The following is a 12,346-nucleotide window of genomic DNA, read 5'->3' as shown; positions in this document are numbered from 1 at the left end:
AATTTCAAGGTTGCTATATCTCAATAAGTTTATAGAAATCTTTGAGGAGTGAGTATGAGTGGTTTTTTAAATACTATTGGCATAATTGCAATTATTTGCCTTGTTGTTCTGGGGATAGCTGTATTTTCTTCTTTTAAGTATTCAAAAGATGACGATGGTAAGGTTACACTTTCTCTTTTCTGGGGAGCAATTAAAGTTAATGAAAAAGAGCAAAAAGTGAATATCCTAGGGGACTTTATAGCGGTTGACGGTAAGGATGAAAAAGTTAAAGTTGCTGGTATTGTCGATGTTGATGGTAAAGATGAATTGGTAAATATTGATAATGGAAAGATACTTGTAGATGGAAAAGAGAGTGTTATAAAAGTAGAGAAGTCTCTCGTTGTTGAAGTAAAAGAAGATCATGTTATTATTCAAAATAATTTCAATTCTGATATTTTGAAAGTGATTACTTCTTTAAAGAAAAAAGATGATAAAAATTTAAAAGTCGAGGGGAGAGTTGTTGGTGAAGATGATCGCTATCTAATACTTGAGCCTAAGGATGCTTCAAAAATAAATATCAATGTAAAATTTGAGTCTTAATAAAAAAAAACGCCACTTACGTGGCGCCTTTCTTATATAGCATCTTTGAATCTTGAATCATCTGAACTTATTGAGTCAGAGTCAATCAGTTCCAAATTCTTTTTCTTAGAAAATGGCATTTTAATTACTGATGGAGTTACTTTTGACGCTGTCATAGTGCTTGCTCCAGTTTCATTCTCACCAAATACGATCATTTGAATATCTTGAACAATTCTTGAAAGATCGTTTGACTGTTCTTTCAGTTCTGCTGCTTTTGAAGATGATGTGTGGGCAACAGAAGTATTCTGTTGAGTAACCGCATCAAGTTGTTGAACAGCAGTTGTAATTTCGTTAACACCAGCAGATTGCTCTGTTGAAGAAGCTGCAATCTGTCTAACTGAACTATTTACTTCATTGAAGCTTTCTAGGATTTCACTTAGAACAGAATCACATGTTTTGATTTCAACTAAACTTTCATCTACTGACTTCTTACCATGCTCGATAATGCCAGACATTTTAGACTTAGAGCTTTCAACTGTACGGTGTACTTGCCCAATACTTCTATCTAGTAGTTCTGTAATTTCTTGTGCTGCTGTACCACTCATTGCTGCAAGAGCACCAACTTCTTCGGCTACGACAGCAAAACCTTTTCCATGTTCCCCAGCTCTGGCCGCTTCAACCGAAGCGTTGAAAGATAGAAGCTTTGTTTGGAACACGATATCGTTGATAACTTTTGTTTTTTCTGAAATTTCATCAATCACTTTAGTGATATTTTGAATTTCAACATTGTTTTCTTCAACACTCTTGATCAGAACTTCGTTATTCTTATGAATATCTTCGATTTTATGTTTTACGCTACTTACATATCTTTTACCTTCTTGAGCCTTTTCCTGACTTTTTTCTGATAGGTCTGAAGTTGTATTAGCATTCTCTGAGTTTCTATCAACCATTGCAGAGATCTCTGTAATTGAAGCCGAAGTCTCTTGTAAGCTGGCCGCTTGTTGCTCTGTTGCTGATGAAAGATCAGATGAACTTTGAGCTAAGGCATTGGCAGAGTTAAGTACATTGTGTGCTCCAATTTTTAACCCCTCAGCAAGCTTAACAAGGCTATTAGAAATTGTTTTAGCAAAAGTCAGGGCAAGTAGTAGAATTGCAATCCCTGAAATTGTAATTAAAGTCATGATAACTTTTCTTACAGTGTAGAGTGAAGATAAAGCTTCATCTTCATCCATTTCACTTAAGATATACCAGTTTAGACCATTTATGTTTAAAGGTTTATATGCACTAATTACATTTACATCTCTATAGTCTTTAAAGATTTCTGCACCAGACTTTCCTGCAATTGCATGATCTGCTCCAAGTGTATCAATCTTAGTTGCAAGCGCTGAAGTCTTCTTAGACTTCATATAATCGATAGCTTCTTTACTTAATCCAACTTCGTGCATTGTCTTAAAAAAGCTAGCTTCATCTTCTACTATTGTTCTAGAGATACTTCTCATAATCTTATCTTTACCGATTATATAAGTTTCTCCAGTATCACCTTGTCCTTGCTCTTTCCACTTTTCACCGCTTGTTAAGATTTGATTAATCTTTGCAACTGGAACTTGGAATACAAGTACTGCGCTAAGTTTGTTATTTTCAAAAATAGGTGCCGAAATAAATTGAGCAGGAGATTCATAACTTGGGTAATACTTTTTGATATCAGTAAAGAATACTTCATCTTTTGATGTCGCATTCATTGCTAAATTGTATGCTTCTGCTAATCCTGAGTCAGAGTAAGGACCAACTTTTAGATTTGTTGCGAAGTCAGCTTCTTTATATACTGAATAAACAACTTCACCCTTTCCCGCATCAATTAAGAAAATATCGTAGTAGCCAAACTTATTTAAGTAAGTACGAAATGCCTGGTGATATCTTTCGTGTGTTTTTGAATAGCTTGTTCCATCATTAAGAGAAATAAGTGCATCCTTTGAACCAAGAGGATTATTATTTGAACTGATGAAAGCATTTTGAAGAAGTAATTCATTTTTGCTCAGTTCTCTGATAATTTCACTAGTCTTATCAAACTCTTTTCCAATATTTGTTTTATTGTATTGTTGCCCAAACTCATTTGCATAAAAAGATGTTAATGAGGATTTTGCAGCATTAAAGTCTGTTCTCGTCTCTATTTCAAATGATTGAAATGAACTTTTGAACTTCCTAGCAGCATCAATCGTTGAAATATTTTGTGCCAATGCAGATGCCTGTCCGGCCATTGTTTTGTAAAGCTCTTCTAGTTGAAAACTTCTTCCCTCGCGGATCGAAACTAACATATTTTCTGCATTCTCATGTAGTGTCTTATCGACATTACTTAAGACAACAAAAGTAATTGTTAATGAAGGGATGAGCCCGGCCAATAAGAAACCGAGAACTAGTTTTTTATTAAGGGAAAATTTACTTATACTCATTAACTATCCTTTTTCATTACGCTAAAATAAAATTGTTAACTGAGTTATCGAAAACTTTCTAAATAACTTTATAGTAAATATTGATATTTTTTTTATAGATAAACTTTATTGAACTCGTGGGAGTCTTTTGATAACAGTTAGTTAAAGATTTTTTGAATAAAATAGCTGATTTTAATTATAAAAAAAACCTAATTAAAAATTATTAAGATAGGCAATTATGTTACTCGTGATACGAGTTGGAGATAGAGGACAAACTATGGAAGCTTTAAGTTATTTGAAGAGTGTGATGGATTCGTATCATGAGTTATCGAACGATTGTTGGGGAGAGCTTCAACAAGCATTGCGAATAAAGTCTTTTAAAAAGGGGACTGTTTTAGTCGACTTCGGCGATATTCCAACAAAGTTTTATTTTGTCTACAAAGGGCTTGTTAGGGCCTATTCCATGGGACAAGATGAGGCAGCGAAGGAGATCAATAAGAACTTCTTTGATGAAGGCAGGTTTCCATCTGCTGTCGTTGCAACACTTGATAGGACTCCTTCTGAGATATGTATCGAAACACTTGAGGATTCAACTCTAGTTGAAATAGATCATTCTAAGTATCGTGAACTACTTGAGAAGTATGAAGACCTAAAGTGGTATCACATAAAATATTTAGAAAAACACTGGGTAAAGGAAAAAGAGCCCGTTGAGATATCTTTATTGGATGGGGAAGCAAAGGAGCGCTATCTTTCCTTTATCGCAGAAAATCCTCTATTGGCGAAACGAGTCCCTCTCTATCATTTGGCTTCCAAGCTAGGCATTACACCAACCCAGTTGAGTCGAATCAGAAAAACAATTAATTGATTCTTCTCAACATATGTAAAGGAAATGTTACCTCTATTTTTATATATTAGGGGCATGACAAATTTAGCTTTAGTATTATTATCAATTCTTTCGGGATGTCTTATCCTTTTACAAAGTAGTCTTAATGGGCAACTTTCTAAGTATACGCATAATCCCTTCTTTTCATCGTTTGTGCTTTACTTCTTTAGTGCTGTTTTTATGATGTTCATATTTCTAAGTACACGTCTAAAAATACCAAGCCTAGAAGTTATAAAAGAGGTTCCTCTCTACCTTTGGGGAGCTGGAAGTATTCTGAGTATTGTGGGTCTAACTCTCGTTTATTGGTTAATGCCAATTTTAGGGGTTTCAAAAGTATTAAGTGGTATAATTACAGGACAAATTATTGCTGGAATGATTGTTTCTCATTTCGGTTTTTTTGACTTACCTGTAATTGAAATAAATCGTTACAAAATTCTTGGCGTAGCCTTCTTATTTATAGGTGTATATTTTATCAATTGGAGTGCAATTAATGAAACAGTTAAATAATGAAATTAAAGAGTTTCTTCTAAATAACACATTTAACAACATTGATATTTTAATCAGTGATAGAGAAATTTTAAAACTTGATGATGAGAGTTTAGAAAACAAACTTATTGTGAGAAAGCGTGGAGGTTATTGTTTTGAAAATAATCAATACTTCTACACAAAATTAAAAAAGAATGGCCTTGAGGTGAAAAGAGTTTTAGGTCGTGTTGTTTACGGTGATACACCTGATGATAAGCCGAGATCTCATCAGGCTACAGTCATAACACATGATGATAAGTTATACTTAGTGGATGTAGGATTTGGACCATATACACCTGGAGCAGTAATCCCTTTAACTGGTCAGGAAGTAGAAAGCTTCAATAAGCGAACTTATCGAGTTTCTAAAATTAATGATGTTGATTATCAATTAGAAATTAAAAAGGAGGATGGGTTCTTTTCTCTCTATCAATTTAACCTTGCTAATTATAACGATGCTGATTTTAAGGTCGCAAATTACTATACAAATACTCATGATGATTCAAAATTTACGACATCTCTCATCTTGTCTCAACAAATCGAAAATGGAACAAGATTTATCAATAATCTCATCTATTCTGAAATCTATGAAAATGAACGTAAAAGTATTGATATAAACTCAGCAGAGGAGTTATATAAGCTAATTAGTGATTCATTTAACGTTAATTTTACAAAAGAAGAATGCTCTTATCTATTCGATATTGTGAGCAATTTTTAATAAGCTAGTATGCTTAAATTGTTTAGGTTGACGGGAAGCTTATAAAAAGAGACTAATGACTTAATAAATATAATAAAAGAGAAATAAACTATATGAGCAATAGCTTCACTAATTTAAAGATAGATAGCAGATTAAAAAGCAATCTCAAAGATTTAAAGTTTGAGAATATGACACCTATTCAGGAAAAGTCTTTACCAATCATTCTTGAAGGCAAGGATATAATTGCTCAAGCTAAAACAGGTAGCGGGAAAACTGTAGCATTTGGACTTGGTGTCTTAAATACTATTGATGTTAAACAAACAAGACCACAATGTTTAATTTTATGTCCAACAAGAGAATTAGCAGAACAAGTTGCAATGGAGCTAAGGAAACTCGCTCGAGCAATTTCTAACATGAAAGTATTAACAATAACTGGTGGAAGATCAGAGTATCAACAAGAGAAGTCTCTATCTCATGGTGCCCATATTGTGGTAGGAACACCGGGAAGAGTATTGAAGCTTTTAAAAAGAAAAATTCTCGTTCTTGATTTTGTTAAAAATTATGTTCTTGATGAAGCTGACCGTATGCTTGATATGGGCTTTTATGAAGATATCTCGAGAATTTCAGCATTTGTTCCAAAGCAAAGACAGACTTTACTTTTTTCGGCAACATTTCCTGAAGACATCGAAGATTTAAGTAAAAAACTTCAAAACGATGCTATTAGACTTAGTGTTGATGTTGTTCATGAAGAAACAAATATCAAAGAAGAGTTTATTCAACTGGGTTCCCATAAAGATAAAATGGATATGCTTTTTAGAGTTCTTGGAAAGTATCAGTCTAAGCGCTTTATCGTTTTTTGTAAGACAAAGAGAATAACTGATGTTGTTGCTGATGGGCTTTATAAAGCCGGTGTGGCCGTCGAGTCAATTCATGGTGATCTGGACCAAAATGAAAGAACCGCTGTTTTAACGATGTTTTCAAATAAAAGTCTTTCTGGAGTTGCTGCAACTGATGTCGCGGCCAGAGGGATTGACATTAAAGATCTTGATCTTGTTGTTAATTATGATCTCTCTAATGATCCTGAGGTTTATGTTCATCGCATAGGACGTACTGGACGAGCTGGAAATGAAGGAAGGGCCGTTAGTTTCTTTGTTGAACAAGAGATTGATAATTTAGAGAACATAAAAGAGTATCAGTCACGAGATTATGAAATTATTGATCCATCTAATTTTAGTGAAAGCACTGAGTACAATATTAGACCACTTATGGCGACAATCTATATTCATGCAGGGAAAAGAGATAAACTAAGACCTGGTGATATTGTTGGGGCAATCGTCGGTGAGTCTGGAATTGATTCGAAAGAAATTGGTGATATTTCGGTGACTAAGAATATGAGTTATGTTGCTGTAAAAGCTGAGCATATAAAGCATGTCGTTGAAAGTCTTCGAAATGGAAAAATTAAAAAAAGAAAATTTAAGTTAGGAATTCTATGATGAATAAAGAGCTGATGAAGATTTGGGTCGATGCTGATGCCTGTCCTAAAGTTATAAAAGAGGTTTTATTCAAAACATCTATTCGTCTACAAATTCCATTAGTTCTTGTCGCAAACTCTTATATGAATATTCCTCTTCATGAACTTATTACTTTTATAAAAGTTGATAGCGGTGCGGATGTTGCTGATATGTATATCGCTGACAACGCTAAAATTAATGATCTCGTTATTACAGCAGATATTCCTTTAGCTGCAGAGGTCGTAAAAAATGGAACTCTTGCTATAAATCCTAGAGGAGAGCTTTATGATGAAGAAAATGTCGGAGAACGTTTGTCTATGCGTGACTTCATGAAAGAGCTTAGAGATGGTGGTCTTATTACAGGGGGACCTGATGCATTTAGTACTAAGGATAAGGCAAATTTCGCGAACTCGTTAAATAAAATCCTTTCTAAGAAGGGGTTTAAGTAAATATAGTTTACAGAGGGGATTATAAAGGTTGACTTGTATCTCTATTCGGGAGATGAAGAGGGTTGATCTAGATACATTTTAAATATTCGCCTTTGCTAGTATTTGGATTAAGCAATGGCACTAGCGCTTTTTAAGCAAGGATATTTATTATGTCTTCAGTCAAATCTTTTGATTCTTTAAATCTATTACCTGAAATTCTTTCTGCATTAAAAAAGAAAGGTTATACAGCACCAACGCCGATTCAAGCAAATTCAATTCCACACCTATTAGATGGTGGAGATATCTTAGGGATTGCTCAAACGGGAACTGGAAAGACTGCTGCATTCTCTCTTCCTATTTTAAATAATTTAAAAATTAAAAAAATAAAAACAAAACCAGCTCGTATGAGGTGTCTAATCTTAACTCCGACAAGAGAATTAGCATCGCAGATAGAAGAGAATATAAAAGAATACTCTAAAGGATTGGGGATTTCATCCGCAGTTATCTTTGGAGGTGTTAGTCCTAGGCCTCAAGTTCAGAAACTGTCACGTGGAATGGATATTATCGTTGCAACACCAGGCAGACTTCTAGATCTAATGGGTGATGGCCACGTTCGTTTTGAACAACTAGAAACTTTTGTTCTTGATGAAGCCGATCGTATGCTAGATATGGGCTTCATTAGAGACGTTAACAAGATCATTGCTAAACTCCCTGAAAAAAGACAAACTCTCTTATTTTCGGCCACAATGCCTCAGGATATTGTGAACCTTTCTAAGAAATTGCTTGTTAAGCCTAAGAAAGTTGAAGTGACACCTGAGTCGACAACAGTTGAAAAAATTGATCAAAAGATAAATCTTGTTCATAGAACAAATAAGCCGAAGCTTTTAAAGAATATTTTAGAGGATACTACAATTGAGCATGTGCTTGTTTTTACTAAAACTAAGCATGGCGCTAATCGTGTGGTTAAGCATCTGGATCAAGTTGGAATTACGGCCGCTGCAATACATGGCAATAAGTCTCAGGGGGCACGAGAGAAGGCCTTGGGTGGTTTTAGAAAGGGAACTGTTAGGGTGCTTGTTGCTACTGATATTGCGGCTCGTGGAATTGATGTTTCCCATATCACTCATGTTATTAATTATAATCTTCCTGATGATCCTAAGAGTTATGTACATCGTATTGGGAGAACTGCTCGTGCTGGAAGAGAAGGGATTGCTATCTCTTTTTGCGACGATACAGAAACAAAGCTATTAAACGATATTGAAAAAACGATTAACTACAAAATTCCTGTCGACACGAATCATGCTTTTCATGGAGTTGCGGGGCAACCTGACTCACAAGAGGCGCCTAGAGCTCCTAGGACGCCTAGGCTTAGAGCAAAATCTTCTAAAGATAATAACAATAAGCAAAGAAGCGCTAGGCGAAGAAGAGCAAAACAAAAGTCTAAATCATCGTCTCTTTAAGAACACTAAAAACGCGTTAAAAACTCAAAGTAAGTCGCACCATCTAGCATAAAAGTGGTGTAGACTTCTGTGTTTTGACCGATTTTCCCGCCAATTGGGGCAGTATTAATATCTGAGAAATCATAATTCTTATCACCGAATTCCTTAATAACAAAGACGAGTAAACCCGCACCTTGTGAAAGAAATTCTCCAAGTCCATTTTCTTTCGCTACAGCGTAAGCAACTTTAGAAAAGCCTGCATGACACCATTTATTTGAAATATCTCCTTGGTTATGTAAAGCACTACAAGGATCATCATTTTCGATAAAGTAGTCAGACTTAGAATTTGATAAGAAAAGGGCCGATTCACGACTTAGTCCTAGGACTTTAAAATCTTGGGGTCTTTCTTCATTATTCTTTATATATTTTTCAAAAAAGATTGAGGCAGCTCGAGTTGATTGTTCACTGTCTCCAATAACTATATCTTTGTACTTTTCAGAAAGCTCTACATACTCTCTGGCCATTCTAGAATATGAATCTTCTTGTGCCTGCATCATGTTTGGTTTGATGTTAAATCGCATATCACTAATATTTTCAGTGCTCGATAGGGCAGAGAGAGATAGTAAGATACTTAGTGGCATTATCAATTTCTTCATATGTCGTCCTCTTAAATTATTTTGATCATCTTAACTAATTAGTTAGTTTGATGGTGAAAATATGAAAAAATGAGTGCCTGTTCTAAGATTAGACAGACGTGATTTCATATGGTTATACTATGAATTGAGAGTTGGAGGTTATTGATATGAAAAAGATTTCCGAGCAATACAAGCGTGATTTACTGGAGTCGATTCCAGTCGTCTCAGGAATGAAGCTTGAAATTAAGACTGTAGAAGATCAGAAAATCGTACTAAAAGCTCCTTTAAGTAAGAATATTAATTATGAAGGAACTGCATTTGGTGGAAGTATTAATACACTAGCAATTCTTTCTTGCTACCTCTTAACTCATCATACGATGAAAGTTCATAATATTGATTTCAAGTCTCTCGTTATCCAAAATAGTGAGATTGATTATCTTATGCCCGTGGATTCTGACTTTGAGGCCATTGCAGAAATTGATGAAGCTTCAGTAAATAGTTTCATACAATCACTTAAGCGACGCAAAGTCGGCCGCTTAAATGTTCATTCAAAGATTATGGTAGGAGACAGTGTTAGAGCGAGCTTTAAAGGACGCTTTGTTGCTACTTTATAATACGAATTCTTCTCTTATTAGAAAGAAGCGACCACGCCCATTGCATAAAGACCATAACCTTATTTCTAAAGTTGATTAAGAAGAAGATATGGACAAGACTCCACGCAAGCCATGCAATTGGACCTGCTAGCTTAACACCTTTCCATTCTAGTACAGCTTTGTATTTACCTACTGTTGCCATCGATCCTTTATCAAGGTATTTGAAGGCAAAGCGCTTATTTTTTAGTAGTTGCTTGGCAAGATGCTTTCCTTGTTGGGCCGCAACTGGTGCAAGAGAGGGAAGTGGGCTACCGTCTAATGACTGGAAGTTAGCTGCATCTCCTAAAATGAAAATTTCGGGAAAATCTTTTAAACTTAAGTCTTTTTCTACTATTGCACGTCCCATTCTGTCTTGTTCAACACCAAGCTTTGAAATTAACTTTGTTGCGCGATTTCCTGCTGCCCATATGATATTCTTAGATTCAATTTTCTGGCTTTTAGTTTTTATATAATCGTCACCAATTTCTTCAACGACTTCATCTGTTAAAACAATCACACCTAGCTTTTCGAGATAGTTCTTGGCCTTTTCTGAAGTTGGATGGCTATAGCTTGAGAGAATATGTTGACCACCTTCAATTAGATATATCTTTGTTAGTTTTGGATCGAAGTCGTGATATTCGTTAACAAGAGTTTTATAGGCAACTTCTGCAAATGCCCCCGCAAGCTCTACTCCAGTTGGGCCACCACCAATAATAACAATGTTTAACTTCTTTTCTTCTTGATTAAGCTTTATCTCTTCTTTTTCAAATGAGTTAAGGACACGGTCACGAATACTAAGAGCATCAGTTAGAGTCTTTAAGCCAGGGGCACTCTTTTCCCAGTCATCATTGCCAAAGTAGAAAGGTTTTGATCCTGTTGCTACAGCTAGGTAGTCGTATTGATATTCATCACCACTTTTACATTCTATAACTTTTAGATCTTTATCAATTGAGACAACTTCCTGCATGTGTACTTTGATATTTTTAGCATGAGATAAGATTTCACGTATTGGCATTGATATATCTCCTGGAGATAGGGATGCAGATGCTACTTGGTAAAGAAGAGGGTGGAATAAATGATGATTTTTCTTGTCTAGTATCACGACTTCAAAAGAATCTTTATTAGCAAGACCTTTTGCCAGGGCAATTCCTGCAAAGCCAGCTCCAATAATGACCACTTTTATTTTCTTCATGATTTCCCCCTTGTTCTAGTACATTTTAAATTTAATTCAATTTTGCGCTTGAAACAATAAAGCTAATTTGAAATAATTTATTTCTAATATGGAAATAATAGAGAAGACTACATTTGATCGTTTATATGCCCTTCAGGTGGCAACTGTGGTTGCTAGAGAGGGAACATTTGCAAAAGCAGCTAAAGTTCTAGGAACATCAGCTTCAAATATAACTAAAGAGATTCAGAAATTAGAGAGTTATCTCGGAGTTGTACTATTTAAAAGAACAACTCGATCTTTTGTTCTTACCGAAGAGGGAATGCTCACTCTTGAGAAGTCTAAAAATCTTTTAGAGGAATTAAATAATCTAGAAGAGCAGTTACATGGAGTTGTTGACTCAGTTAAAGGTGTTATTCGTATTACTGCGCCAACGACAATCGGTCAAAGCTTCTTGGCGTCAATTTTTGCTGAATTTCAGCTTCATTATCCATATGTTGAAATTGATTTGATTTTGACAGATAGAGTACTTGACCCTGTTGAACATAATATCGATTTAAGTATTAGAACGGCATTTCAATTAAAAGATTCAAATCTTTATATGAAAAGAGTTACACAAATCGACCGTGTTATTTGTGCTTCCCCTTACTATATTGATCATTTTAAAAAGCCAACAAACCTTGAATCTTTAAGCAGGCATAACTGCTTGCTATATCTAAGAGGAGATAGCCCTTTTATTTGGAGCTTCAAGAAAGGTCAAAAGATTAGTCATATTCAAGTACAAGGCTCATATAAATCGAATAATTTAATGTCTCTTATAAAGGCTTGTGAGTTAGGAGTTGGGATTCTCAATGTACCTCGTTACTTAGTAGATGAACAAATACAAAGAGGTGAGTTAATTGAATTATTTAAGAGTTGGGAGCTTCCATCTCATAGTCTATTTTTCTTAACCTCTAGAAAACCTTCTAGTTCAAAGAAACTAGAAGTATTAGAAGAGTTTTTATCGGAGAGATTGACATAAAAAAGATAAGTGAAAAACTTGATTCATATATTATTCATGAGGAAGCGCAGGAATATAATGGTTGTTCATATATATATGAAGGAAAGTACTATATTCAACGATCTTCCAAAGTAACACCTAAGAAAATTGGCCAATTTGTCACATTGTGGAAGAGAGACGAAAGTGGAAAAACAATACCATACCACTTAAATGACCCTCTCGATTATGTTTTGATTATTTGCGATACAGAAAGTGAACAGGGTTACTTCTTATTTCCAAAAGATGCTCTAGTGAAAAAAGGTATTCTCTCTAGTGAATATAAAGAAGGAAAGCGTGGATTTCGTCTTTACCCCAAATGGGATCAACCTACTAGTAAACAGGCTATCAGTTCACAAAAATGGCAACTCGATTATTTCTTTAATGGAACTTTTCAAGGGATTCGTTAGA

General features: G+C 34.9%; 13 protein-coding genes. 10 read left to right on the top strand and 3 right to left on the bottom strand.

Going from position 1 to position 12,346, the window contains the following annotated elements:
• The first annotated feature begins 54 nt into the window (after positions 1-54).
• Positions 55-579, top strand: a complete 525-nt coding sequence (locus ACMAYS_RS11845; RefSeq protein ID WP_392993156.1) for a hypothetical protein — start codon at positions 55-57, stop codon at positions 577-579.
• A gap of 32 nt (positions 580-611) precedes the next feature.
• Here ACMAYS_RS11845 and ACMAYS_RS11840 read toward each other — a convergent pair whose 3' ends face one another.
• The gene (locus tag ACMAYS_RS11840) at positions 612-3,005 is read right to left on the bottom strand and encodes a methyl-accepting chemotaxis protein (RefSeq protein WP_392993154.1); all 2,394 of its coding nucleotides are present in this window, start codon (positions 3,003-3,005) and stop codon (positions 612-614) included.
• A gap of 256 nt (positions 3,006-3,261) precedes the next feature.
• Here ACMAYS_RS11840 and ACMAYS_RS11835 point away from each other — a divergent pair, with 256 nt between their 5' ends.
• The 6 genes from ACMAYS_RS11835 to ACMAYS_RS11810 all read left to right on the top strand — a co-directional run bounded on the left by ACMAYS_RS11835 (position 3,262) and on the right by ACMAYS_RS11810 (position 8,485).
• The gene (locus tag ACMAYS_RS11835; RefSeq protein ID WP_392993151.1) at positions 3,262-3,849 is read left to right on the top strand and encodes a Crp/Fnr family transcriptional regulator; all 588 of its coding nucleotides are present in this window, start codon (positions 3,262-3,264) and stop codon (positions 3,847-3,849) included.
• Positions 3,850-3,903: 54 nt separating this feature from the next.
• Positions 3,904-4,374 carry a DMT family transporter gene (locus ACMAYS_RS11830; protein WP_158246866.1) on the top strand — a complete coding sequence of 157 codons (471 nt, stop codon included), beginning with the start codon at positions 3,904-3,906 and terminating at the stop codon, positions 4,372-4,374.
• Positions 4,358-5,107: an arylamine N-acetyltransferase family protein gene (locus ACMAYS_RS11825; RefSeq protein WP_412463369.1), complete on the top strand. Its 750-nt coding sequence runs from the start codon at positions 4,358-4,360 to the stop codon at positions 5,105-5,107. Before ACMAYS_RS11830 ends, ACMAYS_RS11825 begins: the two co-directional genes overlap by 17 nt.
• A gap of 92 nt (positions 5,108-5,199) precedes the next feature.
• Positions 5,200-6,579 carry an ATP-dependent RNA helicase DbpA gene (dbpA, locus tag ACMAYS_RS11820; RefSeq protein ID WP_412463368.1) on the top strand — a complete coding sequence of 460 codons (1,380 nt, stop codon included), beginning with the start codon at positions 5,200-5,202 and terminating at the stop codon, positions 6,577-6,579.
• A 14-nt stretch (positions 6,580-6,593) separates the two neighbouring features.
• The gene (locus tag ACMAYS_RS11815; protein ID WP_103217996.1) at positions 6,594-7,046 is read left to right on the top strand and encodes a YaiI/YqxD family protein; all 453 of its coding nucleotides are present in this window, start codon (positions 6,594-6,596) and stop codon (positions 7,044-7,046) included.
• 149 nt (positions 7,047-7,195) lie between these two features.
• Positions 7,196-8,485 (top strand): DEAD/DEAH box helicase, encoded by a 1,290-nt coding sequence (locus ACMAYS_RS11810; protein ID WP_103217976.1) that lies wholly within the window; start codon positions 7,196-7,198, stop codon positions 8,483-8,485.
• Positions 8,486-8,490: 5 nt separating this feature from the next.
• Here ACMAYS_RS11810 and ACMAYS_RS11805 read toward each other — a convergent pair whose 3' ends face one another.
• Positions 8,491-9,120 (bottom strand): hypothetical protein, encoded by a 630-nt coding sequence (locus ACMAYS_RS11805; RefSeq protein ID WP_392993139.1) that lies wholly within the window; start codon positions 9,118-9,120, stop codon positions 8,491-8,493.
• 146 nt (positions 9,121-9,266) lie between these two features.
• Here ACMAYS_RS11805 and ACMAYS_RS11800 point away from each other — a divergent pair, with 146 nt between their 5' ends.
• On the top strand, positions 9,267-9,713 hold the full coding sequence (locus ACMAYS_RS11800; protein ID WP_392993137.1) for a YiiD C-terminal domain-containing protein: 447 nt from the start codon (positions 9,267-9,269) through the stop codon (positions 9,711-9,713).
• Here ACMAYS_RS11800 and ACMAYS_RS11795 read toward each other — a convergent pair.
• Entirely contained in the window at positions 9,703-10,923 is a 1,221-nt protein-coding gene (locus ACMAYS_RS11795) for an NAD(P)/FAD-dependent oxidoreductase (protein WP_412463367.1), read from the bottom strand. The genes ACMAYS_RS11800 and ACMAYS_RS11795 overlap by 11 nt on opposite strands.
• 88 nt (positions 10,924-11,011) lie before the next feature.
• Between ACMAYS_RS11795 and ACMAYS_RS11790 the strand changes: the two genes are divergently transcribed.
• Both ACMAYS_RS11790 and ACMAYS_RS11785 read left to right on the top strand, forming a co-directional pair.
• A complete protein-coding gene (locus ACMAYS_RS11790; RefSeq protein ID WP_392993132.1) occupies positions 11,012-11,920 on the top strand; it encodes a LysR family transcriptional regulator in 909 nt (302 codons plus the stop codon).
• Positions 11,887-12,345 carry a MepB family protein gene (locus tag ACMAYS_RS11785; RefSeq protein WP_412463473.1) on the top strand — a complete coding sequence of 153 codons (459 nt, stop codon included), beginning with the start codon at positions 11,887-11,889 and terminating at the stop codon, positions 12,343-12,345. The genes ACMAYS_RS11790 and ACMAYS_RS11785 overlap by 34 nt, the downstream gene beginning before the upstream one ends.
• Position 12,346 lies beyond the last annotated feature (1 nt).

The sequence above is a fragment of the Halobacteriovorax sp. RT-2-6 genome (assembly GCF_047085025.1).
Taxonomy (GTDB): domain Bacteria; phylum Bdellovibrionota; class Bacteriovoracia; order Bacteriovoracales; family Bacteriovoracaceae; genus Halobacteriovorax_A.
Note: the sequence above shows the minus strand (reverse complement) of the source record. Positions and strands in the feature narration are given on the sequence as shown.